At 72.7% G+C, this 23,730-nt stretch carries 25 protein-coding genes; 15 read left to right on the forward strand and 10 right to left on the reverse strand.

What is annotated here, in order from left to right; translation table 11 throughout:
* The first annotated feature begins 210 nt into the window (after window positions 1–210).
* Window positions 211–2,256, forward strand: a complete 2,046-nt coding sequence (locus CRP49_RS01390; protein ID WP_097251775.1) for a glycosyltransferase family 39 protein — start codon at window positions 211–213, stop codon at window positions 2,254–2,256.
* On the opposite strand, the gene CRP49_RS01395 is transcribed toward CRP49_RS01390, so the two are convergent.
* From CRP49_RS01395 to CRP49_RS01405, 3 genes are read right to left on the reverse strand one after another with little or no spacing between them, the layout of a single operon-like run.
* Window positions 2,249–3,049 (reverse strand): FAD:protein FMN transferase, encoded by an 801-nt coding sequence (locus CRP49_RS01395; protein WP_097257142.1) that lies wholly within the window; start codon window positions 3,047–3,049, stop codon window positions 2,249–2,251. The two genes, CRP49_RS01390 and CRP49_RS01395, sit on opposite strands and share 8 nt — an antisense overlap.
* A gap of 3 nt (window positions 3,050–3,052) precedes the next feature.
* On the reverse strand, window positions 3,053–3,439 hold the full coding sequence (locus CRP49_RS01400) for an FMN-binding protein (protein WP_094222378.1): 387 nt from the start codon (window positions 3,437–3,439) through the stop codon (window positions 3,053–3,055).
* A 13-nt stretch (window positions 3,440–3,452) separates the two neighbouring features.
* Window positions 3,453–4,790, reverse strand: coding sequence for a ferric reductase-like transmembrane domain-containing protein (locus tag CRP49_RS01405; RefSeq protein ID WP_097251776.1), 1,338 nt, complete (start codon window positions 4,788–4,790; stop codon window positions 3,453–3,455).
* 151 nt (window positions 4,791–4,941) lie between these two features.
* Here CRP49_RS01405 and CRP49_RS01410 point away from each other — a divergent pair, with 151 nt between their 5' ends.
* Complete coding sequence (locus CRP49_RS01410; protein WP_097251777.1) at window positions 4,942–5,634, forward strand: response regulator transcription factor; 693 nt, start codon at window positions 4,942–4,944, stop codon at window positions 5,632–5,634.
* Window positions 5,631–7,076, forward strand: coding sequence for a cell wall metabolism sensor histidine kinase WalK (locus CRP49_RS01415; RefSeq protein ID WP_097251778.1), 1,446 nt, complete (start codon window positions 5,631–5,633; stop codon window positions 7,074–7,076). Before CRP49_RS01410 ends, CRP49_RS01415 begins: the two co-directional genes overlap by 4 nt.
* Window positions 7,077–7,101: 25 nt before the next feature.
* On the opposite strand, the gene CRP49_RS01420 is transcribed toward CRP49_RS01415, so the two are convergent.
* The 5 genes from CRP49_RS01420 to CRP49_RS01440 all read right to left on the reverse strand — a co-directional run bounded on the left by CRP49_RS01420 (window position 7,102) and on the right by CRP49_RS01440 (window position 11,962).
* A complete protein-coding gene (locus CRP49_RS01420) occupies window positions 7,102–8,394 on the reverse strand; it encodes a PP2C family protein-serine/threonine phosphatase (protein WP_257033292.1) in 1,293 nt (430 codons plus the stop codon).
* Between the two features lie 78 nt (window positions 8,395–8,472).
* Window positions 8,473–8,880, reverse strand: a complete 408-nt coding sequence (gene msrB / locus CRP49_RS01425; protein ID WP_097251780.1) for a peptide-methionine (R)-S-oxide reductase MsrB — start codon at window positions 8,878–8,880, stop codon at window positions 8,473–8,475.
* A 24-nt stretch (window positions 8,881–8,904) separates the two neighbouring features.
* Window positions 8,905–10,296, reverse strand: a complete 1,392-nt coding sequence (gene murC, locus CRP49_RS01430) for a UDP-N-acetylmuramate--L-alanine ligase (protein ID WP_097251781.1) — start codon at window positions 10,294–10,296, stop codon at window positions 8,905–8,907.
* Window positions 10,297–10,488: 192 nt separating this feature from the next.
* Window positions 10,489–10,962 carry an indole-3-glycerol phosphate synthase gene (locus CRP49_RS01435; RefSeq protein WP_179851466.1) on the reverse strand — a complete coding sequence of 158 codons (474 nt, stop codon included), beginning with the start codon at window positions 10,960–10,962 and terminating at the stop codon, window positions 10,489–10,491.
* Between the two features lie 127 nt (window positions 10,963–11,089).
* Window positions 11,090–11,962: a pyrimidine reductase family protein gene (locus CRP49_RS01440; protein WP_097251782.1), complete on the reverse strand. Its 873-nt coding sequence runs from the start codon at window positions 11,960–11,962 to the stop codon at window positions 11,090–11,092.
* 37 nt (window positions 11,963–11,999) lie between these two features.
* Here CRP49_RS01440 and zapE point away from each other — a divergent pair, with 37 nt between their 5' ends.
* The 8 genes from zapE to CRP49_RS01480 all read left to right on the forward strand — a co-directional run bounded on the left by zapE (window position 12,000) and on the right by CRP49_RS01480 (window position 18,477).
* Window positions 12,000–13,103, forward strand: coding sequence for a cell division protein ZapE (zapE, locus tag CRP49_RS01445; RefSeq protein ID WP_097251783.1), 1,104 nt, complete (start codon window positions 12,000–12,002; stop codon window positions 13,101–13,103).
* A 165-nt stretch (window positions 13,104–13,268) separates the two neighbouring features.
* Window positions 13,269–13,643 carry a hypothetical protein gene (locus CRP49_RS01450; protein ID WP_097251784.1) on the forward strand — a complete coding sequence of 125 codons (375 nt, stop codon included), beginning with the start codon at window positions 13,269–13,271 and terminating at the stop codon, window positions 13,641–13,643.
* 80 nt (window positions 13,644–13,723) lie between these two features.
* Window positions 13,724–14,302: a carbonic anhydrase gene (locus tag CRP49_RS01455; RefSeq protein WP_097251785.1), complete on the forward strand. Its 579-nt coding sequence runs from the start codon at window positions 13,724–13,726 to the stop codon at window positions 14,300–14,302.
* 8 nt (window positions 14,303–14,310) lie between these two features.
* The gene (locus CRP49_RS01460) at window positions 14,311–15,807 is read left to right on the forward strand and encodes a SulP family inorganic anion transporter (RefSeq protein ID WP_097251786.1); all 1,497 of its coding nucleotides are present in this window, start codon (window positions 14,311–14,313) and stop codon (window positions 15,805–15,807) included.
* A gap of 168 nt (window positions 15,808–15,975) precedes the next feature.
* On the forward strand, window positions 15,976–16,794 hold the full coding sequence (locus CRP49_RS01465; RefSeq protein ID WP_097251787.1) for a slipin family protein: 819 nt from the start codon (window positions 15,976–15,978) through the stop codon (window positions 16,792–16,794).
* A gap of 10 nt (window positions 16,795–16,804) precedes the next feature.
* Window positions 16,805–17,350: a YbhB/YbcL family Raf kinase inhibitor-like protein gene (locus CRP49_RS01470; protein WP_218892950.1), complete on the forward strand. Its 546-nt coding sequence runs from the start codon at window positions 16,805–16,807 to the stop codon at window positions 17,348–17,350.
* Window positions 17,351–17,439: 89 nt separating this feature from the next.
* On the forward strand, window positions 17,440–18,276 hold the full coding sequence (locus tag CRP49_RS01475) for a polysaccharide deacetylase family protein (RefSeq protein ID WP_097251788.1): 837 nt from the start codon (window positions 17,440–17,442) through the stop codon (window positions 18,274–18,276).
* A gap of 18 nt (window positions 18,277–18,294) precedes the next feature.
* Complete coding sequence (locus tag CRP49_RS01480; RefSeq protein ID WP_097251789.1) at window positions 18,295–18,477, forward strand: hypothetical protein; 183 nt, start codon at window positions 18,295–18,297, stop codon at window positions 18,475–18,477.
* On the opposite strand, the gene CRP49_RS01485 is transcribed toward CRP49_RS01480, so the two are convergent.
* Complete coding sequence (locus CRP49_RS01485; protein ID WP_097251790.1) at window positions 18,469–19,140, reverse strand: ABC transporter; 672 nt, start codon at window positions 19,138–19,140, stop codon at window positions 18,469–18,471. The genes CRP49_RS01480 and CRP49_RS01485 overlap by 9 nt on opposite strands.
* Window positions 19,137–20,015: an ATP-binding cassette domain-containing protein gene (locus CRP49_RS01490; protein WP_097251791.1), complete on the reverse strand. Its 879-nt coding sequence runs from the start codon at window positions 20,013–20,015 to the stop codon at window positions 19,137–19,139. Before CRP49_RS01490 ends, CRP49_RS01485 begins: the two co-directional genes overlap by 4 nt.
* Before the next feature lie 105 nt (window positions 20,016–20,120).
* Here CRP49_RS01490 and CRP49_RS01495 point away from each other — a divergent pair, with 105 nt between their 5' ends.
* From CRP49_RS01495 to CRP49_RS01510, 4 genes are all read left to right on the forward strand, one after another.
* Window positions 20,121–20,837, forward strand: coding sequence for a peptidyl-tRNA hydrolase (locus tag CRP49_RS01495; protein ID WP_179851467.1), 717 nt, complete (start codon window positions 20,121–20,123; stop codon window positions 20,835–20,837).
* Between the two features lie 10 nt (window positions 20,838–20,847).
* Window positions 20,848–21,489: a TetR/AcrR family transcriptional regulator gene (locus CRP49_RS01500; RefSeq protein ID WP_097251793.1), complete on the forward strand. Its 642-nt coding sequence runs from the start codon at window positions 20,848–20,850 to the stop codon at window positions 21,487–21,489.
* A 93-nt stretch (window positions 21,490–21,582) separates the two neighbouring features.
* Window positions 21,583–22,191, forward strand: coding sequence for a TIGR03086 family metal-binding protein (locus tag CRP49_RS01505; protein WP_097251794.1), 609 nt, complete (start codon window positions 21,583–21,585; stop codon window positions 22,189–22,191).
* A gap of 128 nt (window positions 22,192–22,319) precedes the next feature.
* On the forward strand, window positions 22,320–23,609 hold the full coding sequence (locus CRP49_RS01510; protein ID WP_097251795.1) for a DUF692 domain-containing protein: 1,290 nt from the start codon (window positions 22,320–22,322) through the stop codon (window positions 23,607–23,609).
* Window positions 23,610–23,730 lie beyond the last annotated feature (121 nt).

Consider the following 23,730-nt stretch of genomic DNA (forward strand, 5'->3'; position numbering starts at 1 on the left):
GGCGAAGCCTGGGCCGTTGCGGGGAGAGTCTAGACGGCGAGTGTTGCAGCACTTTGACCGGAGAGCGCCTGGCAGCCCGGCGTGACCGGACTGTGCCTGACCTGTGAGTTGCCTGAATCTCATGCCGCGCTCAGCGAGGACTCAGAGATCCCCCAGACGCGGCCCCGATCGTCACGGCCAGGACCCTTCCTCCTGTTGGGAGCACGCGCCATGACGATCCTCGCCCCGCCGCACCGCAAGCAGTCCCCGCCGCCCGGCAGGGAAGGCGTGCGCCGCGCCGCCCCGCCGGACCCCCGCTGGGCCCGGCCCGCGCTGTGGGCGGTCCTGGTGCTGGCCGCGGCCCTGTACACCTGGAACCTGACCTCGCTCAGCGGCAACTCCTTCTACGACGCGGCCGTCTACAGCGGCACGAAGAGCTGGAAGGCGTTCTTCTTCGGCGCGCTCGACGCGGGCAGCTTCATCACCGTCGACAAGCCCCCGTTCGCCCTGTGGGTGATGGGCCTGTCCGCGCGTCTCTTCGGCTACGGCACCTGGCAGCTGGTGCTGCCGATGGCCGCGGCGGGCGTCGGCTCGGTGGCTCTGCTGCACCGCATGGTCAAGCGGGACTTCGGCCCGGTCGCGGCGACCGTCGCCGCCCTGGCGCTCGCCCTGACGCCGATCACGGTGGCCATCAACCGGGACACCAACCCGGACCCGATCCTGGTCCTGCTGATGCTGCTGGGCGCGGCCGCCCTGCTGAAGGCCGTGCGCACCGGCAGGCTCCTGCCGCTCGCGTGGTCGGCGGTGGCGATCGGCTTCGCCTTCAACACGAAGATGATGCAGGCGTACGTCGTCCTCCCCGCGTTCTTCGTCGTGTACCTGTGGGCCGCGCACACCTCGCTCGGCCGCCGGATCCGCAATCTCGCCGTCGGCACGCTCGCGCTCGTCGTCTCCAGCACCTGGTGGATGGTGGTCGTCGACCTGATCCCGGCCGCCGAGCGGCCCTACATCGGCGGCTCGACGGACAACACGGTGTGGGACCTGGTCATCGGCTACAACGGCTTCGGCCGGATCTTCGGGGCGAGTTCGTCGGTGGGCGCGCAGGGCAACGGGGCGAGCTTCGGCGGCAGCGCGGGCCTGTACCGGATGTTCAACGACATCATGGGCGGCCAGATCTCCTGGCTGATCCCCTTCGCCGCCGTGGCACTCGTGGCCGGCCTGGTGCTGCGCGGCCGGGCCCCGCGCACGGACGCCCAGCGGGCCGGACTCCTCCTGTGGGGCGGCTGGTTCGTCCTGCACTACCTGACGTTCTCCCTCGCCGAGGGCACCTTCCACCCCTACTACGTCACCGCCATGGCCCCGGGCATCGCGGCGCTGGCCGGTGCGGGCGGGGTCATGCTGTACCGGGCCTTCCGGGAAGGCTCCGTCCGGTGGTCCTGGGTGCTTCCGGCGGCCGTCGCGGGGAGCGCGGTGTGGGCCGTCGTCCTGCTGGAGCGGGTCTCCGGGACCCTCTACTCCGTGGCGGAGGCCGTGATCGCGGTGGCGGGGTCCCTCGCGGTGACCGGGCTCCTGGCCGGACGGTTCCTCGAGCGGCGCCGGCTGATGGGCGTCGCGGCGCTGGCGGCCGTGGTCGCGCTGCTCGCCGGTCCCACCGCGTACGCGGTCTCGGCGGCCGGCTCCAGCCCCAACGGCACCAATCCGACGGCCGGTCCCGGCACCGGGGGCATGGGCGGAGGTCCGGGCGGTGGCGGCGGGCAGCGGCCGAGCACGAGCGGTATGAAGGGCGCGCCCGCGACGAGCAGCGCGCCGACCGCATCGCCTCGGAGCGCGGGTACCCGGCCCACCGGCGGCGGCATGGGCGGCGGCACCCAGGTCACCTCCGAGATGATCACGTACCTCAAGAAGCACCAGGACGGCGCCACTTGGCTGCTCGCCGTGGCCACCGACCAGACCGCCGCCTCGGTGATCCTGGAGTCGGGCGAACCCGTCATCTCCATGGGCGGCTGGTCCGGCAGCGACGACGCCATGACCCTCGCCAAGCTCAAGACCCTGGTGAAGGAGGGCAAGCTGCACTACATCGTCGTCGGCGACAGCGGCCAGGGCAGCAACGCGGAGATCACCGCCTGGGTGAAGAAGCACGGTACGGCGGTGAAGTCCTCGGCCTACGGCTCGACTTCGACGTCTGTTTCGACATCTACTTCGGCGTCTACGTCCACGTCCACGTCCACGTCCACGAGCAGCGGACTGTACCGCCTGGACCCCTCCGACGTCAGCTGACCCCGGCCATCGGCACCCCTGCCGTCCGCACCACCCGCCGCCCGGCGTCGACCGCGAACACCTCGCAGCCGGCCCGGGCGGCGGCCCAGGCCACGCCCTCCTCGCCCAGCGCGAAGGCGGCCGTGGCAGTGGCGTCCGCCTCGGTCAGGGTCGGGGCCAGCACGGTCAGGCTGAGCAGCCCGGTCGCCGGGCGGCCGGTGCGTCCGTCGAGGATGTGGTCGCCGCGCTCGTACCGCCCGGAGGTCGCCACCGCCCCGTCGGTCACCTCCAGCACCGCGCACACCTGGCCGGCGTCCTCGGGGTGCCGTATCCCGACGCGCCACGGCCCGCCGGAGACCACGACGTCGCCTCCGGCGTTGAGGCAGAACCGCCGTGCCCCGGCGGCCGTCAGCAGCTCCGCCGCCCGCTGCACCGACCAGCCCTTGACCACCGCGCAGGGGTCTAGGCGGCGTCTACTGGACCATGCCGGCGACGCGGGGTCGCTTCCCGCCGACCTGGTCCAGCAGACACCCCCTGGCCCCCGTCCCGGCAGCCGGGCGTCGAAGGCGCCGCCGGTCGCGGTCCGGTACTCCTCGCACAGGCCCAGGACCTCGGCGAGGTCCGCGCTCACCGCGCCGGCCGCCAGCTCGCCCCGGTCCAGCCGGGACACCTCGCTGTCCGCCCGGAAGGGGCTGAACCGGCGGTCCACCGCACGCAGCCAGGCGAACGCCTCGTCGGCCACGGGGTCCCAGGCGCCCTCGTCGTCGATCCGCAGCGACACCGGGAAGCCCATCACGTGCTCGACCCGCCGCAGCATCTACGCCTCGTCCAGCGCGGCCTGCAGCGACTTCTTGTACCCCTCGCTGGTGACCGTGGCCCCGGAGACCGTGTCGACGTCGGCGCTCTGCGCCTTGAGCGTCTCCTGGATCAGCGTCGGTACGGCGCCCTTGGTCTGCGGGCTGTCCGGCTGCTTCAGCATCCGCACGGAGCTGATCCGGTCCCCGTCGAGGGTCACCTCGACCTGGACGTCCCCCTTCTCGGTGGTGACGGTCGGCCCGGCCACGACCCGGCCGGACGCGGAGGCGCTCGGGGTCGTGGCGGTCGTGGGTGCCTCGGTGGCCGTGGTCCCGTGGGACGGCTCGTAGCGCCACAGCGGGACGAGTCCGGCGACGGTGAGGACCAGGACGGGCAGTGCTCGCTTCACGGTGTCGTTCTCCTCATCCCGCCAGGCTGAAGCGCTCGAAGTGGATCTGCCGCTTGGGCACGCCCATGTCGCGCAGGCTGCGCAGGACCGCGGCGGTCATCCCGGGCGGGCCGCACACGAACACGTCACGGTCGCCGATGTCCGGGACCAGGCGGGCCAGTTCGCGGGGTGCGAGCAGGCCGGGGTCGGCAGGACCGGTGACCAGGTGCAGCTGGGCGCCCTTGGCGGCGGCCAGCTCGGACAGCTCCTCGTACAGGACCGCGTCCCGCTCCGCCGTCACCCGGTAAAGGAGGACGGCGTGGCCCTCGATGTCCTCCAGCAGGGCGCGGATCGGGGTGATGCCGACCCCGCCCGCGATGAGCAGGCTGTCGGGGCGGGTGCGGTGCAGGGTGGTGAAGGCGCCGTAGGGGCCCTCGGCGAAGACGCGGGTGCCGGGCTCGATCCGGCGCAGGGCGGCCGTGCCCTCGCCGGCGGTCTTGACGGTCAGCCGGAGCTGCCGCCCGTCGGGGGCGGCCGACAGTGAGAACGGGTTGGCCTGCCACCAGCGGCCCGGGGTCAGGAACCGCCAGAGGAAGAACTGCCCGGCAGCGGCGGGCAGCCGGTCGAGGTCGCGGCCGGTGACGTACACCGAGACGACGGTGTCGGACTCGGCGACGACGGCCGTCACCCGCAGCCGGTGCCGCAGGTTGCGCCACAGCGGCAGGACCAGCCGGCCCACGAGGACCGCGCCGAGGGCCGTGCCCCACACCGTGTACCAGTAGGCCCGCGCGGCGGTGGACGCGGTGAAGGTCGTACCGGCCGCGACCTGGTGGCTGAAGGCCAGCAGGACGGCCAGGTAGGTGTACAGGTGGATGAAGTGCCAGGTCTCGTACGCGAGTCGGCGCCGGGCCCAGCGCGCGGACACCGCGCCCACGACCACGATCAGGGCGAAGGCGACGATCGCCCGCAGCACGCCCTCGGTGGTCTCGGCCAGGTCGACGAGCTGGTCCACCGGGTCCAGGGAGGACAGCTGGGCGTACCCGAAGGTGATGAAGACCAGGTGCGCGAGGAGGGTCCAGAGCACGGCGAAGCCGGTCCAGCGGTGCCAGGAGGTGAGCCGGTCCATGCCGATGCGGCGGTCCAGCCAGGGCAGCCGGGCCACCAGCAGCAGCTGGAAGGCCATGACGAGGGCGCCGTAGAGCCCGGCGAGGCGGCCGATGAGGATCAGCGCGTTGGAGCCGAGACCGGCATCGGTGAAGAGCACGGCCACGACGACGGCGTTGGCGGCCAGCAGGGCGTACAGGCCGGTGCGGGCCACGACCCGGGGGCGTATCGCCGTGGGGGGCGCGGGACGGGACTGGAGGGTCGTCACGGGCGGGCAGCTCCTAGATCGGGACCTGGGAGTCGAGCTTCGCCCGGGGATGCTGTCGTTTTCCTGTCGGACAACTTTCAACTGGATATCGATGTGCCTGGTGGGGACGGCCGGGTCTGGCGCGACAGGGCCCGTGAAGGAGTATGAGCGGGTGGAGAAAGTACGACTGCTGGTCGTGGACGACGACCCTCCGATCGCCGACCTCGTCGCCACGGTCGCCCGGTACGAGGGCTGGGAGGCGGTCACGGCGTACTCCGGCGAGGAGGCGCTCACCCGGGCCGCCGAGTTCCGGCCGGACATCGTCGTCCTGGACCTGATGCTGCCCGACGTGGACGGCTTCGGCGTGCTCGACCGGCTGCGCGGCTCCGGGACGATGGTGCCGGTGGTGTTCCTCACCGCACGCGACGGCGTCGCCGACCGGGTCGCCGGGCTCACCCGGGGCGGGGACGACTACCTGGTCAAGCCGTTCGCGGTGGAGGAGCTGATGGCCCGGCTCCGTACGGTGCTGCGGCGCAGCGCGGGACCCGGCTTCCAGCGGTCCGTGCTGCGGGTCGCCGACCTGACGCTGGACGAGGACACCCGCGAGGTCCGCCGGGCGGGGCGGCTGCTCGCCCTCACGCCCACCGAGTTCGAGGTGCTGCGCTATCTGATGCGCAGGTCGCCTTCGGTGCTCACCAAGGCGCAGATCCTCGACCACGTGTGGGAGTACGGCTTCGGCGGCCGCTCGAACGTCGTCGAGCTGGTCGTCAGCCGGCTGCGCCGCAAGCTCGACGAGCCGGGCGCCGAGCCGCTGATCCACACCGTGCGGGGCTTCGGGTACGCCGTGCGGCAGGCCGCCCGGTGATCGCCCGGCTGCGCCACGCCTACGGCAGACTCCGCCTCGGCACCCGCCTGGCCCTCGGGCTGGGCGCACTGTCCCTGGTGGTGTTCGCGGTGGTCGGCACGGCCCTGACGACGTACATGCGGAACTATCTGTCGGACCAGCTCGACGCCCAGTTGGGGCTCGCCCAGGTCGCCCAGTCCAAGAGCATCGCGGAGCAGGGCACGCTCCAGGGCAAGAAGTACTACCGCTGGTACTACGCGGTGTACGACGTGTCGGACGGCACCCCCGTCCTGCGCAGGCCCGAGGAGAGCACCGACCTGCCCCAGGACATCGCCGACGTCACCGCCGTGGCCAGGGCGCAGATCGCCGCGGGCACCGAGGTGCTGCGCACCGAGCACCTCACGGGCCAGGGCGAGTACCGGCTGCGCGCCTGCGAGGTCGAGCCGGGTGTGGTCCTGGTCAGTGGCGCACCCCTCGACGACATCGAGAACACGGTACGGCGGCTGGTCACGGTCCAGGTGGTCACCTTCGGGCTCGCGCTGCTGGCGCTCGTGGTGTTCGGCCGCAGGACGCTCAGGCGCGGCCTCAAACCGCTCAGCGACATGGCGCACACCGCCCACGGCATCGCCTCGCACGATCTGACGGAGTCGGCGGCGCGGCTGCCGGTGCGCGCGGACGGGCGGGACGGCGGCCCGGAGGTGGCGGAGCTGCGCACCGCCTTCAACACGATGCTGGACCACATCGACGACGCGCTCGCCGTGCGCGCGGAGGCCGAGCAGCGGCTGCGCCGCTTCGTCGCGGACGCCTCGCACGAGCTGCGCACGCCGCTGATGTCGGTACGGGGCTACGCGGACCTCTTCCAGTACGCCGCCGCGAACGCCCCCGGGGAACGGGACAGGCACCTGGCCCGGCTGCGCGCCGAGGCCGCCCGGATGGGCGTTCTGCTGGACGACCTGCTGCTGCTCGCGCGCCTGGACGCGGCGGAGGTGGACGCGCCGCTGCGGCCGCAGGACGCGGATCTGGTGGAGCTGGCCGAGGAGGCGGCCGCCGCCTTCCGGGCCGGCCACCCGGAGCGCCCGCTGACCCTCGCGCCGGGGCCGGCCTCGGTGAAGCTGCGCCTTGACCCGCACCGCATCCGGCAGGTGCTGGACAACCTGCTCACCAACGCCGCGGTGCACACTCCGGCCGGTACGAGCGTGTCGCTGGCGGTGTCCGTCACGTCCGACGCCGCCCTGGTCCGGGTCGCCGACGCGGGCCCCGGCATCCCGGCCGCCGACCGGGACCGCGTCTTCGACCGCTTCTACCGGGTGGACAAGGCCCGCAGCCGGGACCGGGGCGGCAGCGGGCTGGGGCTGTCGGTGGCGCGGGGGCTGGTGGAGGCGCACGGCGGGAGCCTCGGGCTGGAGCGGGAGGAGGGGCTGACGGTGTTCACGGTCGGCCTGCCCCTGCGGGCCGCGCGCTGAAGAAGCCCCGCCTCCTTGGGACGGTTCAGGAACCCATCACCTCGACGCCGTCCTCCAGTTCCGCGCTCTCCCGCCGCGGGCGCGGCCGTGCCGCGAGGACCGCCACGTCGTCCTCCGCGTGGCGTGCGTCCAGGTTGGTCAGGATGGTGTCCAGGACCTCGTCCACGCCATGGCCGGTGAAACGCAGGGCGGACAGGCGGGCCATGGAGGTGTCGATGTCCTCACCTCGGCGTTCCACGAGCCCGTCGGTGAAGAGCACCAGGGTCTGGTCGGGGGCCAGCTGGTGGGTGGCCGACTCGTAGCCGCCGAAACCGGTGCCGAGCGGCGGCCCGACCGGCACGGGCAGCGGTGCGGTCCGCCCGTCCCCGCTAATGAGCACGGGCGGCAGATGACCGGCGCTGGAGAGCGTGACCTGCCCCCGGCCGGGGTCGATCCGCGCCAGCAGACAGGTGGCCGGCCTCCGCTCGGCCTCGCCGGCGGCGATGTCGTCCATCTGCCGCAGCACGCGGTGTGGGGGCAGGTCGGAGGAGGCGATGTAGCGCAGCGAGGAGCGGTAGGCGCTCATGTCGACCGCCGCCTCCAGGCCGTGGCCCATCACGTCGCCGACGACCAGCAGGGTGCGGCCGAAATGGAGCCGTACGGTCTCGCACCAGTCGCCGCCGACCAGCACCCGGCTGCTGCCGGCCGGGAGGTAGCGGATCGCGACGTCCAGGTTCGGGTGCGGTCGGCCGGGCTCCGCCAGCAGCGCGCGTTGCAGGTCACCGGCCGTCTGGCTGACCAGGTCGTAGGCGCGAGCGTGCCGGATGTGGGAGGCGGCGCGTTCGGCGAGGAGGGCGAGCCGCTCGGCCTCCGAACGGGTGAACCGCGCTCCGTGCCGCCCCGCGACCAGGACACCGTACTGGTCGTCTCCGCTGGTCAGAGGCGCACAGAGCGCGGGTCGGCCGCGGCTGCCGGGCGGCTGCTCGATCCAGGGCTCCGGTTGTCTGTCGACCGCCGGGGTGCCCGCTTCCAGGGCCACGGCCGTGGCCCACCGGACATCGGGCAGCACGTCCGGATCTCCGGCGATCGCCTCGTACCCGGAGACGGTCTTCCCGGTCCGGCGCATGACCGCGGCCGCGCCGCCCGCCAGCCGCACGACGGCCCGGGTCAGCTCGGAGCAGGTGGTTTCCTCGTCGAGCGTCGTACCGATCGCGCCCGCGGCGGCCCGCAGCGCCGTCAGCCGGACCTCCTCGCCCTCCGGCTCACCGGCCCCGTCCGCTCGGTGGCTGTCGGCGGGCACGTGCCTGCGACGGGCCTGGATCCAGCGCGCGACACCCATCACCCTCACAGAATCTCAAACCGGGGCAAGCCGGGCACCAGCCACTGGTGTCCCGGCCGCCCGTGGAGCCACGCCGCGTCAGGCCTCGTCGGGCGCCAGCCGCAGCGAGATGCTGTTGATGCAGTACCGCTGGTCGGTGGGGGTCGGATAGCCCTCACCCTCGAACACATGGCCGAGGTGGGAGCCGCAGCGGGCGCAGCGCACCTCGGTGCGGACCATGCCGTGCGAGCGGTCCTCGATCAGCTCCACCGCGTCGGTGTCCTTCGGGTCGTAGAAGGACGGCCAGCCGCAGTGCGACTCGAACTTGGTCGTGGAGGTGAACAGTTCGGCACCGCAGGCGCGACAGGAGTAGACGCCCTTGGTCTTGGTGTCCGTGTACTCACCGGTGAAGGCCGGTTCGGTGCCGGCCTGGCGCAGCACGGCGTACTCGGCCGGCGTCAGCTCCGCGCGCCACTGCTCGTCCGGCTTCTCGACGTCGTACGACATGAGCCTCAGCCCCTTTACTGCTGCTTACTGCTGCGACAGGCGGTCCAGGATCTGCGGGCCCAGGTCGGTCACGTCGCCCGCGCCCATGGTGAGAACGAGATCACCGGGCTTCGCCATTCCCGCGATCACCGCGGGGATCTCCGCCTTGTCGTGCACGGCGGTGACGTCGGCGCCCGCCGCGCGCGCTGCCTCGATGATCAGCTCGCTGGTCACCCCGGGGATCGGGTCCTCACGGGCCGGGTAGATGTCGAGCACGACCGAGGCGTCGGCGAGCGCCAGGGACTCGCCCATCTCCTTGCCCAGCTCCTGGGTGCGGGAGAAGAGGTGCGGCTGGAAGACGACCAGGATCCGGGAGTCACCGGCGGCGCCGCGCATGGCCTCCAGGTCGGCGGTCATCTCGGTGGGGTGGTGGGCGTAGGAGTCGATCACCTGCACACCGGCCGCCTCGCCCTTGAGCTGCAGGCGCCGCTTGACCCCGGTGTAGGCGGCCAGCGCGGGCGCCAGCTCCTCGGCGGGAACGCCCAGGGCCGCACCGGCGGCCAGCGCGGCGACCGCGTTGAGCGCGTAGTGGCGGCCGGGCACGGAGACCTCGAAGGTCAGCTCCCGCCCGTCCAGCACGGCGGTGACCTGGCTCTTCAGCCCCTGCGGTACGACGGACAGGACCCGCACATCGGCGTCAGCGGCCTCTCCGTACGTCACGGTCTTCACCGACCCGTCCAGCCGCCGCGTCAGCTCCCGCGCACCCTCGTGGTCGGCGGAGATCACCAGCGTCCCGCCGGGCACGATCTTCCCGGCGAAGGTCTCGAAGGACTCGTAGATCTCGTCCATCGAGGCGTAGTTGGCGTGGTGGTCCAGCTCGACGTTGAGGACGATGGCGACCTCGGGCGCGTACTTGTGGAAGCTGCGGTCCGACTCGTCGGCCTCGGCGACGAAGATGTCGCCCTCGCCGTGCAGCGCGTTCGAGCCGGGCGCGTCCAGGTCGCCGCCGATGGCGTACGACGGCTCGCGGCCCAGCTCGCTCAGCGAGACCGCCAGCATCGAGGTCGTCGTGGTCTTGCCGTGGGTACCGGCCACGGCGATCGGCCGCAGCCCCAGCATCAGCGCGGCCAGCGCGTCGGACCGGTGCACCACCGGGACGCCCAGCTCGGCGGCGCGGGCCAGCTCCGGGTTGTCCTCGCGGATCGCCGACGACACCACGACACAGCTCGCGTCGTCGGCGAGGTGCTCGGCGGCATGCCCGATGTGCACGGTCGCACCGAGCGCCCGCAGCGCCTCGGCGGTCGCCGACTCCTTGGCGTCACTCCCGGCCACCTCGGCCCCGCGCTGCGCGAGGATCTTGGCGATACCCGACATCCCAGCACCGCCGATGCCGATGAAGTGCGGTCGGTCCATGGCGGCAGGAAGTCCGGGTGCCATGCAAGTCTCCATAAGATCCGGTGCGGGGCTGAGCGCCCCTAGCCTATGCGCTGGAACCCGGGTCACTTAGCAACGGGCACAGCTGGTCCCACTCAGGGGCGCGGGGCTGTCTCCGACATGCGGCTCCGCCGCGTGGGCGCGACAAGCCACGACGCCGCCGCAGCCGCCGACACACCACAGGCCCCACGGCGACTAGGCCTTACTGTGCGAGAACAGTTTCAGCACCGGCACCCCCACCTTGTGCCGAGCCCGAGAAGCCCAGTCCCGATGGAAGAACTCCTCCACATAGTGAGGATCGGTCAGCACGATCACCTCATCCGCACCGACCTCCGCGACCAAAGACTTCAGCGCGTCCAGCGGATGATCCTCGACCAACCGCCCCTCGGCCTCACTGCCGGCGCCCCGCAGGGCCTGGACGGACACATCGAGAGCCTGCTGCCCGACACTCCGCGCCTCCTCCCCCTCCGGCGTGGACCCCTCACGCCGCGCCTCGTCGAGTTCGCCGAGCGCGATGTCGTCGATGGCCCGCAGCAGCCGGTCCGCCTGGTCGCCGCGCGGCTGGAGGAGCACATGGAAGGAGACCGGCTCGTCTCCGTGCAAGGTGGTGACGAACTCCACGTCGGCGGACGTCAGGGCCTTCTCGATCATCAGAACGCTTGTGAACACGCGGCGCCTCTTCCCTCCGTGGGCCCTGCAGGGCCCTGCGGAAACCATCCTGCCCCGTGATCGCACGGGTAGTGCCGGAGCTAGTCTGCCCGCCCGAAGCTAAACGGAACGGCTGATTCCGCCGATTTCAGGACCGACGGTAACGACTGAACAGGAAACCGTCCTCTTCCAGCAGGGACGCGAGTTCGAAGCGGCGCGGCACGGTGACGGACGGCCCCCCGGCGATGCGCTGCGCGTTCCCCGCGCTGAGCATCGGGGACACGGTCAGACACAGCTCGTCGAGCACGTCCGCGGCCACCAGCTGGCCGAGCAGCCGGGGCCCGCCCTCGGTGAGCTGCCGGGTGTGGCCGAGGTCGGCGAGGGCGCGTACCGCGCGGGCCGGGTCGATGCCCGCACCCTCCCCGGCGACGACCACCCGGGCGCCGGACTTCTCGGCGGCCGCGACCCGGTCCGGGGCGGCGGAGGCACCGGTGAGGATCAGGGTGGGCACCAGGGGCGAGGTGAACAGCGGGAGGGTGAAGTCCAGGTCCAGGCCGGCGGTGACGATCGCGATCGCCGGGGCCGGGCCCTGCCCCGCGGCCTGCCGGGCCGCCGCGAACTCCGCACGCGCGCGTGCCGGGCGGTACCCCTCCTGCCGTACCGTTTCCGCGCCCACCACGATCACGTCCGCGAGGGCGCGGAGCGTACCGAAGACGCGCATGTCGGCCGCGCTGGAGATGGGCTGGGAGTGCCCCTCGTGCTGGGCGGCGCCGTCGAGGGTCGAGACCATGTTGGCCCGCAGCCAGGGCTGCCGGCGCCCGGAGCCCGTCTCCGGGTACGCGTAGGCGGCGGCCAGCTCGGCGAGGGTCCACTCGCGGTTCATCAGCAGGTGGTCCATGGCGGCCTGACCGAGCGCATGAGCGGCATGAGCACCGGCCGCCCCAGGCACCTCCTCCCCCTCCGAGCCCCCACCGAAGGCCTGGGCTGCTGTTTCGTAGGTCACAGGGAACAGGCGTCGCATGTCGTGCAGTGTGACACGGCGCTTAGCATGGGTAACCGTGTCGTCCTCCACCGCCGCCCCCGGTTCCAGCCCTTTGACCGATGCGGGCCCGCAGTCCCTGTGCGCCCGTGAGCCGCACGTCCCCGCGGACCGACTGGTCGCCGAGATGGTGCCGCCGCCGCGTTTCGACTCGGTGCGCTTCGCCACGTACATCCCGGACCCGAACCAGCCCAGCCAGACCGAGGCCGTCGGGGTACTGGACGGCTTCGCGGCCGGGCTCGGCGGCGCCCACGCCGTCGGCGGCGGCAAGCGCGGCTTCTTCGGATTCGGCCGGGCCAAGGCGCCCAAGGCCCCGGCGGGCCCCCGCGGTGTCTACCTGGACGGCGGCTACGGCGTCGGCAAGACCCACCTGCTGGCCTCCCTGTGGCACGCCACCCCGGCGGAGCCCGCGCTCAAGGCGTTCGGCACCTTCGTGGAGCTGACCAACCTGGTCGGCGCGCTCGGCTTCCAGCAGACCGTGCAGACGCTCAGCGGCCACCGCCTGCTGTGCATCGACGAGTTCGAGCTGGACGACCCCGGCGACACCGTGCTCGTCTCCACGCTGCTCGGCAAGCTGGTCGAGGCGGGCGTGGCGCTGGCCGCCACCTCCAACACGCTGCCCGGGAAGCTCGGCGAGGGCCGGTTCGCCGCCGCCGACTTCCTGCGCGAGATCCAGGGCCTGTCCGCCCACTTCCGCGCCCTGCGCATCGACGGCGAGGACTACCGCCACCGCGGCCTGCCCGAGGCTCCGGCGCCGTACTCGGACGAGCAGGTGACCAAGGCGGCGTACGCCACCGCGGGCGCCTCGCTGGACGACTTCCCGCATCTGCTGGACCACCTGGCCAAGGTGCACCCGAGCCGGTACGGCGCCCTGACCGACGGGCTGAAGGCGGTGTGCCTCACCGATGTGCGGCCGGTGCCGGACCAGTCGACGGCGCTGCGGCTGGTGGTGCTGGCGGACCGGCTCTACGACCGTGAGGTCCCGGTACTCGCCTCCGGCATGCCGTTCGACCAGTTGTTCAGCGAGGAGATGCTGAACGGCGGCTACCGCAAGAAGTACTTCCGCGCGATATCCCGGCTCACCGCGCTGGCCCGGGACGCGAAGGGGCTCGTCAGCTCGTAGTCAAGGGCCAGTTCACGCCACCCGACCCGCACTTTTCACGCACTCTTGCGTCCGTAACCCTCCGTTAACCCTGCAAAGGTCTTTGCAGGGTTAATGTGTTTCTTGACCATCCATTGACCAATGTTTGGTGTGGGCTAGAGGTGTGAACTTCCGGAAGGGGGGCGCATGTTCCGAGGTACGACGACCCGGACCGCACTTGCCCTCTTTACCGTCGCCCTGCTCGCCCTGCAGCTCTTCGCACCCACGGGAACCTTCGCATCCGCGCACACGCTCAGTGAAGCAAAGGCCAAGACCAGGGCCGGCGCGGCATCTTCCGTACAGCCGGTGTGCGCCCTGGGCCTTTCGAAAGAGCCCGTGGGCTCCCCGCACCTGCGCGACCGGCAGCGCGGCTCCGCCTCCGGCTGGGCGCAGGAGCGCCCGCTCATAGCCCGCCAGGCGGCCGCCCCGCACACGCCGGCCGCATCCGGTGCCCCGCACCACCGCACCACGAGATCCTCCAGAGCCCACTCCCCGGCAGCTCTTCAGGTCTTCCGCTGCTGAGAGACGGCTCGTCCTCCCCCACCACGAACGTCGTGCAAGCCCGACGCGCCGCTGCGGCGCGCCAGGAGGAGTCCACACATATGCAGCCCCTCATCGACAACGCCCGTACCTTCGGACAGCGCCCTGAGGAGTTCGCCAAACTCGCAGAAGGCCAGTCCCCGCAGGTCCTGTTCATCACCTGCTCCGATTCCCGGGTCGTCCCGGCCCTGATCACGGGCGCCCGCCCCGGCGAGCTGTTCGAGCTGCGCACCGCGGGCAACATCGTCCCGCCGTACGCCTCGCAGCACCCCACCAGCGAGGCCGCCACCATCGAGTACGCCGTGGAGGTGCTCGGCGTCCGCGACATCGTCGTCTGCGGGCACTCGCACTGCGGTGCCGTCGGCGCGCTGGTGCGCGGCGACGACCTGACCGCCGTACCCGCCGTGCGCGACTGGCTCGCGCACGCCACCCCGCGCCCGGCCGGCGCGGCCGAGGACCCGGAGGTCGCCGAGGGCGTCCAGGCCCATGCCCTGACCCAGCTGCTGCGGCTGCGCTCGTACCCGTGCATCGAGCGCAAGCTGGCGCAGGGTCAGCTCGGCCTGCACGCCTGGTACTACGAGGTGCACACCGGCGCCGTACGCGCGCACCGCCCGCAGACCGACACCTTCGAAGCCCTGTGAGCGCGCCGATGAACAGCACTCTCATATCCCGTTTCCCGCATCTGAGGCAGGACTTCGCCGCCTCCCTCGTCGTCTTCCTGGTCGCGCTCCCGCTGTGCGTGGGCGTGGCCGTCGCCTCCGGGGTGCCGGCCGAACTCGGCCTGGTCACCGGCATCGTGGGCGGTCTCGTCACCGGGCTGATGCGCGGCAGCAGCCTGCAGGTGTCCGGACCGGCCGCCGGACTGACCGTGCTCGTCTTCGAGGCGGTCAAGGAGTTCGGGCTGCCGATGCTCGGCGCCATCGTGCTCACCACCGGCCTGCTCCAGCTGCTCATGGGCGCGCTGAAGCTGGGCCGGTACTTCCGGGCCATCTCGGTCTCGGTCGTCGAGGGCATGCTGGCCGGAATCGGTCTGGTCCTGATCGCCGGCCAGCTGTATCCGGCCATGGCGGCCAAGGCCCCCGACTCGGGCCTGGGCAAGATGGCCGGGCTGCCGAGGGCGTTCCTGGACGCCCTCGGCGACGGGGCCGCGCTCGCCTCGCTCGCCCTGTGCGCCGGCACCGTCCTGGTGCTGGCGCTGTGGAAGCACGCACCGGCGAAGGTGCGTACGGTGCCCGGCCCGCTCGCCGCGGTCGGCCTGGCCACGCTGGCCGCGCTGCTGCTCAGCCTGCCGGTGGCCACCGTCGAGGTGAAGGGGCTGCTGGGCGCCGTCCAGCCGCCGCCGCTGAGCGCCTTCGCCGAGTTCGCCGGCGTCGGGGTGCTCGGCACGGTCGTCGCGTTCACGCTGATCGCGTCCGCCGAGTCGCTGTTCAGCGCGGCGGCCGTGGACCGGCTGCACGACGGGCCGCGCACCGAGTACGACAAGGAGCTGATCGCCCAGGGCGCGGGCAACGCGGTGTGCGGGCTGCTCGGCGCGCTGCCGATGACCGCGGTGATCGTGCGCAGCGCGGCCAACGTGCAGGCGGGTGCCCGGACGAAGGCGTCCCGCGTGCTGCACGGCGTCTGGCTGCTGCTGTTCGCGGCCCTGCTGCCGGGCGTGCTCGCCTACATCCCGATCCCGGCTCTCGCGGGCATCCTGATCTACTCCGGCGCCAAGCTGGTGCCGGTCCGGGCGCTGGCCGTGCTGTGGCGCGAGCACCGCGGCGAGGCGCTGATCCTCGCCGTGACGGCCGTGTCGATCGTGGCGGTCAGCATGTTCGAGGGCGTGCTCATCGGCCTGGCACTGGCGATCGTCAAGACGGCCTGGGAGGCCTCGCACCTCCGGATGGAGGTCGTCGACAAGGGCGCGGGTCCCATCGAGGCGTATCTGTCGGGCAACGCGACCTTCCTGCGGCTGCCGAAGATCCTCGACAGCCTGGAGTCGCTGCCCCAGGACCGCCCCGTCCGGCTCGACCTGTCCGGTCTGCACCATCTGGACCACGCCTGCCGCACGGCCCTGGAGAACTGGGCCGAGCGACACAGCGCGACGGGCACCGAGCCGGTGCAGGTGACCGCACCTGAGGAGCCCGCCAGAGCCACGGTCGCCTGACACCCGGCCGTCGTCCCCGGGCCAGGGCGCCGACGCCCCTCGGCACCCTGGCCCGGCCTTTCCGTACCGCCCATGGCTTCCGCCCCACCGCCCATGGCTTCCGCCCCGGCCCGGAACTATCGTTACAGCAGCGGACACAAAGCAAGGCCTCTCCCTGAGGAGGTCACCATGCTCCAGGATCTGCTGGGGGCCCTTGCGGCACTGGGTTCCGTCGGGGTCGTGTACCTGGCGATGGCGGCACGAGTCGTCAAGCAGTACGAGCGGGGTGTGCTCTTCCGGCTCGGGCGGGTCTCGGGTGACGTACGCGATCCGGGCCTGAACCTGGTGATCCCGTTCGTGGACCGGCTGCACAAGGTCAACATGCAGATCGTGACCATGCCGATCCCCGCCCAGGAGGGCATCACCCGCGACAACGTCACCGTGCGCGTGGACGCGGTCGTCTACTTCCGGGTGGTCGACTCGGTGAGCGCGCTGGTGAAGGTCGAGGACTACAAGTTCGCGGTCTCGCAGATGGCGCAGACCTCGCTGCGCTCGATCATCGGCAAGAGCGAACTGGACGATCTGCTCTCCAACCGCGAGAAGCTCAACGAGGGCCTGGAGCTGATGATCGACAGCCCCGCCGTCGGCTGGGGCATCCAGGTCGACCGGGTGGAGATCAAGGACGTGTCCCTGCCGGACGCGATGAAGCGGTCCATGGCCCGCCAGGCCGAGGCCGACCGGGAGCGCCGGGCCCGGATCATCAACGCCGACGCCGAACTGCAGGCCTCCAAGAAGCTCGCCGAGGCCGCCGCGCAGATGTCCGACCAACCGGCCGCGCTCCAGCTGCGGCTGCTGCAGACGGTGATGGCGGTGGCGGCCGAGAAGAACTCCACGCTGGTCCTGCCCATCCCGGTGGAGCTGCTGCACTTCCTGGAGAGGGGCCAGCAGCAGGAGAAAGGCCAGCAACAGCTCGCGCCGCACGCGGACGGTGGGCCTCCCTCCAGCTAGCGTGCCGGGCATGCGCAAAGGTTGGGTGATCGCCATGGCCGCGATGGCCGTCGTACCGGGATGCGCGGACGGGGGCGGCTCGTCCTCGGCCCCTTCCCCCACCACCCTGAGGCTCACGGTCACGAGCCCCGCGTACACCGACGCCGCCACGATCCCGAGCCGCTACACCTGCGACGGCGAGAACGTCTCACCCCCGCTCGCCGTTGCCGGCGTACCCCCGCAGACCGCATCTCTGGCCTTTCTGCTCCAGGACCCCGACGCCCCACGCGGCACCTTCACGCACTGGCTGGTGTGGGACATCGACCCGCACATCACACACCTCACGGCCGGCGAGGGCCCGAAGGGGGCGGCCGAGGGCCGCAACGGCTTCGGGAAGACGGGCTACGGCGGCCCCTGCCCGCCCCGCGGCGACAGCCCGCACCACTACGTCCTCACGGTGTACGCCGCCGACCGCCGACCGGACCTCGCCCCCGACGCCACCCCCAACGACCTCCTCCAGGCCCTGTCCGGCCACACCCTGGCGACGGGGACCCTGACCGGTAGGTACGGCCGCTAGCAGCCCCCCGCCACCTGCGTGGGTGACGGTACTGCCACGCATGGGTGCATAGGACCGCAGAGCCGGTCAATTAGTACTATTTTCATATTGTGATTTCAGTAGCACGCAGTGTCACTGCCGCCTGCGCCCTGGGCGCGGCCCTCGCCGCCTGCGGTACCGCGGGCACCCCCGGCCCCGCGCGGCCGGCCCCCGCCAAGCCGGCCGCCTCGCGGCCGCCCGTGCTCGCCCCGGGTCCGGGCGGCCTGACGCCGGTGTTCGAGCACGGCCCGCGCACCCTGGGCAAGACCGTCGCGCTGACCTTCGACGCCGACATGACCGCCGACCAGGGGCCCCGCGCCGCCTCCGGCGAGCACTTCGACAACCCGGACCTGATCGGCACCCTGCGCGCGCTGAAGGTGCCGGCGACCATCTTCATGACCGGTCGGTGGGCCGAGCAGTACCCGGCCCAGGCCCAATCCCTCGGCCACGACCCGCAGTTCGAAGTCGCCAACCACTCCTACAGCCACTACTCGTTCACCGACGACTGCTACGGCCTGCCGACCATCGGCGCAGACCGGATGAAGTCGGACGTCGAGCGGGCGTACGCCGCCATCCGCAAGGCGGGCGTGCCCCACCCGCTGCCGTACTTCCGTTTCCCCGGCGGCTGTTACGACCGTCAGGCGCTGCGCGCGCTCAGCGGGGTCGGGGTCACCGCGGTGCAGTGGGACGTGGTGAGCGGTGACGCGTTCGCCACGGACGCCGACGCGGTGGTCCGGGACGTGCTGGACGGGGTGAAGCCCGGATCGGTGGTCGTCATGCACTGCACCCGCAGCGCCGCCCCGACCACCGAGCGGGTCGTCCGCACGGTCGTGCCGCAGCTGCGCAAGCAGGGCTACCGGTTCGTGAAGGTCTCCGAGCTGATCGGCGAGACGAACGGCCACCGTTGACCGTCCTACGCTGAGGGCATGAGCGACGACGACTACTGCACCGTCACCGACGCGCCCCGGCCCCCGAAGGCCGACGGCCCGCCGTACGCCGCGTGCGTGCTGTGCCAAGAGCCCACGGAGTACCCGGAGTCGTACAAGGGCATCACTCTGTGCCCGGTGTGCGAGTGGCAGGAGGCACAGCGCACCGCCTGTTCAGGGTGAGCGGCGGGCGGTGAGCGCGCAGGCCGCCGCGAAGGCCGCGGCGGCGACGAGGCCGGCCCCGGCCAGGGGCAGCAGCGGTACCGGGACCCGGCCGGACTGCGAACCGGTCACCAGACCGCTGACCGCGGCCTGGGCCGGGGAGCCCGCCAGCACCACCGACAGCAGCGCGGCCAGCAGCATCGCCGGCACCGCGCGGCCGGTGGAGCGCAGCACCGGCCGGTTGGTGAGCGCGCCGACGGCACTGCCCAGCAGCGCGCAGGCCAGGGCGGCCAGGAGTCCGGCCGCACCCGCCCTGAGCGGCGGGACATGGATCCGGTGGCCGTTGCTCGCCGGGTCGCTGACCAGCGTCACGACCAGGGTCGCCACCACCCCGAGCGCCGCCGAGGCGAGCAGCGCGGTCAGCAGGCAGGCCAGGTGGGTGCGGGCGGGACCGCGCGCCGCGGCGACGCAGACACGGGCGGCGTCCGGCTCGCCGGTGACACAGATCCGCACCAGCCAGGCGGCCACCGGCAGCAGACCGGCGGCCGCGTAGCCGAGCGAGTCGAGCACCGGCTGGCCGCTCTGTACGCCGATCGCGAGGAAGGCGGCGTAGAGGATCACTGGTGGCAGCCAGCGCTGCGAGCGCAGCAGCAGGTCGGCCTGATAGCGCAGGAGGGCGGTCATGGGCGGCTTCCGGGGTCGAGTGGGGTGGTTCCGTCCGGCTCGACGCTCACCACGTGCCAGGGCGGGCGGGCCGTCAGCAGGGCGCGCAGGAGGACGTCCGAACGGGAGGCGGGGACGGCGAGGCGGTGGACGCCGGGGGTGATCTCCTCCGCCGAGGTGACCGTCCGCACCGCGTCGGGCGGCAGCTGCGCCCCCGGCGGTCCCTGCACGGTGACCCGGGTGAGCGGCCCGGTCGGCGGTGAACTCCCGCTGTCCGTGCGGAGCTTGAGGCCGCCGTCCACGACGGTGTACGTCGCGTCGGGCACCCCGGCCAGGCGGCGCGGGTCGTGATCCACGAAGACGACGGCACCCCCGGCGGCGGTCCGCTCGGCCACCGCCCGCTCCAGCTCGTCCCGCGCGGCCGCGTCCAGCCCGGTCCACGCCTCGTCCAGCACCAGCAGCTCCGGGTCGGCGAGGAGGGCTTGCGCGACGGCGACCTTCTGGCTGCTGCCCTTGGAGAGGCGTGACATGGGGGTGGTCGCGTAGGCGGCTGCGCCGAACCGCTCCAGCCAGCCGTGCGCGGCGCTCGCGGCGGTCTTGCGGGAGAGGCCGTGGATGGTGCCGAGGTGGGTCAGGTAGCCGGACGCGGTGAAGGGCAGGGCCGAGGGGAAGCGCTCCGGGACGTACGCCGTGCGTGGGCGCCCGGTGACGCGGCCTTCGGTCGGGGCGTCCAGGCGGGCGACCAGGCGAAGGAGGGTTGATTTTCCGGTGCCGTTGGCTCCTTCGATGCGGGTGAGTGTGCAGGGCGCTACCGCTAAGTCGACGCCGCGCAGTACCCACGGGCCGCGGATGCCGTAGCGGCGGCCTACGCCGGTCAGCCGAAGATCACGTTGCATGGGGGGATTTTGTCCGGTCTCGCCGTAGGGGGTGATCATGAGTCCGGTGTGCGAGACGTCAGGGGCTGGTCGCGCAGTTCCCCGCGCCCCTTAAAGTTGGCTGGCGTGAGCCATGTTCCAGCGTCCCCCAGCGACAGTCCCTTCCAGTCCGAGCCCAACCCCCGCGACGAGGCGCCGCAGTACGTGCTGCCCCTTGTCGTCCGTATCGAGCGGAGTGCTCCTCCTGCCCGTACCGATGCGCTGGAGACGGCCGCTCGGGCCGTGCTTCTGCTGCTCAGTGATGAGCGGGCCGTCGGGGACGGGGAGTGGGCTCAGGCCGTGCGGGACTGGGAGGACGCGCGGATCCGGAAGGTCGTGCGGCGGGCCCGGGGAGCGGAGTGGCGGCGGGCCGAGGCGCTGCCCGGGATCACGGTGAACGGCAAGTCCGCCGAGGTGCGGGTCTTCCCGCCGGTGCCGCTGGACGGCTGGCCGAAGGATCTGGCGAAGCTGCAGGTGTCCGGAACGGAGCTGGACGACCCGGAGCCGCCCGTCGAGGCGGATCGCGCGCAGCCGGTGCTGTGGCTGAACCCCGAACTGGACATGTCCGCCGGGAAGACGATGGCCCAGGCGGGGCACGGCGCCCAGCTGGCCTGGTGGGCGCTGTCCGACGAGGAGCGGACCGCGTGGCGGGAGGCCGGGTTCCCGTTGGCCGTACGCACCGCCGATCCCGCCGAGTGGCACCGGCTGACCGGCGGCGGGCTGCCGTTGGTGCGGGACGCCGGCTTCACGGAGATCGCGCCGGGCTCCTGCACGGTGGTCGCCGACCACCCCGCGCTGCGGTAGGGGGTGCCGGGTGACTCGGCTCGACGGGCGCGTCGAACGGGGCAACCGGACCCGGCAGTTGGTGCTGCGCCGGACCGTGGAGATCGCCTCGGTCGAGGGGCTGGAGGCGCTGACCGTCGGCCGGCTGGCCACCGAGCTGGAGCTGAGCAAGAGCGGGGTGTTCGCGCTCTTCGGCTCCAAGCAGGAGCTGCAGCTGGCCACCGTGCGGGAGGCAGCCCGGATCTTCATCGAGCGGGTGATCCGGCCCGCGGGTGAGGTGCCGGCCGGCGTCGGACGGGTGTGGCGGCTGTGCGAGCTGTGGCTGGAGTACTCGCGGGGGCGGGTGTTCCCGGGCGGCTGCTTCTTCTACGGCGCCATGGCCGAGTTCGACGCGCGGACGGGCCCGGTGCACGACGCGGTGGTCCGCGCCCAGCGCGACTGGTCGGCCCATGTGGAGCGAACGATCGAGGAGGCCCGTACGGCGGGTGAGGTGCGCGCCGACACGGACGTCGCCCAGCTGGCCTTCGAGTTGGTGGCGTTGCTGGAGACGGCGAACGCCCTCTCCGTGCTGCACGACGAGGAGACCGCCTACCGCAGAGCCCGGGTGGGCATCGCGCGGCGGTTGCGGGAGGCGGCGACGGGAGACGCGGTCCCGATTCCCGAAGTTCCTTGAGAGGGCGCGCTGTTGAGGGCGGCGGCCGGGTTGTTGTCCCCGAGTGTCGTAAAAAACTAGCACGATCGTTCGCACAGTTTTAGGCTCGCTCGTATGACCGTCGCCGAGAACGACATCGTGGAACTCGACCGCATCGCCGTGCACGAGGCCGTGCGGGTGGTGGGACTGGCGCAGGAGTCGGACTGGGAGCGGAGCACCCCGTGCGCGGGGTGGACGCTGCGGCGGCTCGTGGCGCACATGACCGCACAGCACGTCGGCTTCGCGGCGGCGGCGCGGGGTGCGGGGCACGAGGCGGTGTACTGGCGGGAGCCGGAAGACATGCGGGAGCCCGCCGGGGTGCACCGGGTGGCCGCCACCGCCGTACTCACCGCCTTCGCCGAACCGGGCGCGGCCGAGCGGGAGTTCACGCTGCCGGAGCTGGGCCGGAGCTTCCCGGCACGCCAGGCGATCGGCTTCCACTTCGTCGACTACGTGGTGCATGCCTGGGATGTCGCCGCCGCCCTCGGGGTGCGCCTGGACCTGCCGGAGCACGTTCTCCACGCCGCGCTAGCCGTGGCCCGGCGGGTGCCGGTCGACCCTGCCCGGCGCGGGCCGGGTTTCGCCTTCGCCCCGGCGCTGGACGTGCCATCGGTGTCCGGGCCCCTGGAGGAGGCGTTGCGCCTGCTGGGCCGGGTCCCGGAGGAGTGGCCGGTACGGGGGTGAGGGACGGCGAACCTCGCATATCGAGGAACGGCGAACCTCAAATGTTGCTCTGAACGCACGGGCGCGGGGGTTGGGAGCCGTCCGCGGGGGCCATACCCCCGTCACTCGGAGACGGAGGGGGTGGAGCCGTGCGGCGACTGGGCACAGGAATCGGCTGGCGGCCGGAGATCGCGGACGCCGTGGAGCGTATGCCGGGCATCGACTGGGTGGAGGTCGTGGCGGAGAACGTCTGCCCCGGCCACCTCCCGGACTCGCTGCTACGGCTGCGCGAGCGCGGGGTGACCGTGATCCCGCACGGCGTCTCCCTCGGCCTCGGCGGCGCGGAGCGCCCCGACGAGGGCCGACTCACCGCGCTCGCGGAACGGGTGGAGGCGCTCGGGGCGCCCCTGGTCACCGAGCACATCGCGTTCGTACGGGCGGGCGGCGCGCTCACCGCCTCCCCGCACCTGGAGGCGGGCCATCTGCTGCCCGTGCCGCGCACCCGGGACGCACTCGACGTGCTCTGCGAGAACGTGCGGATCGCGCAGGAGGCGCTGCCGGTGCCGCTCGCCCTGGAGAACATCGCCGCGCTGTTCTCCTGGCCGGGCGAGGAGATGACCGAGGGGCAGTTCCTGGCCGAGCTGGTCGAGCGGACCGGGGTACGGCTGCTCATCGACGTCGCCAACCTGCACACCAACCACGTCAACCGGGGCGAGGACCCGGCCGAGGCGCTCGCCACGCTGCCCCTGGAGGCCATCGCCTACGTCCATGTCGCGGGCGGCTTCGAGCGCGACGGCGTCTGGCACGACAGCCATGCGCACCCCGTGCCGCGTCCGGTGCTCGACATCCTGACCGACCTCGCGTCCCGGGTCGCGCCGCCCGGGGTGCTGCTGGAACGGGACGAGAACTTCCCCGGACCGGCCGAGCTGGAGCGTGAGTTGGGGGCGATCCGGGGGGCCGTGGCGGCGGGTCGGGCGGCCGCGGTGGTCGGCGGTGCGGCGAGGCCGGGCGGGGGCGTCGCCGTCCTGGCCCCGCCCGAGGCCCGGCAGCGGCTCGGTGTCGCCCAGGCGGCGGTGCTGTCCTCGCTGGTGGCCGGGACTCCGGTGCCGGAGGGGTTCGACCGGGCGCGGATGGGGGTGCAGGCGCGGGCGCTCGCGGCGAAGCGGGCGGATGTGGTGGCGAAGGTGGCGCCCGAGTTGCCTCTGCTGCTCGGGGAGGGGTACCGGGAGGCGTTCCTCGAGTATGCGCGGGTGCGGCCGATGAGCGGGGGGTATCGGCGGGATGCGCTGGACTTCGTGGGGCAGCTGCTGAAGGTCGGGCGGCCGGACGATGCGAAGGTCCGGCGGGAGCTGCGGGAGTGGTGGCTGGACCGAGCGGGTCCGGCCCCGCGGTCGCCCGGGCTGGCGGCGCGGGCGAGGGTACTGCTCCGTAGGCGGTGAGCGGAGATGGTGCGGGCCGGGGGTGGGTCCGCTCACCGGCGCCGGCCGGGTGCCGCTGCGCCCACCCGTGCCGCCCCAGCGGCACGACTGCCCGCAGCTACGGCGGAACGGCCGACCGCGG

The organism is Streptomyces sp. Ag109_G2-15 (assembly GCF_900215565.1).
Lineage (GTDB): Bacteria > Actinomycetota > Actinomycetes > Streptomycetales > Streptomycetaceae > Streptomyces > Streptomyces diastatochromogenes.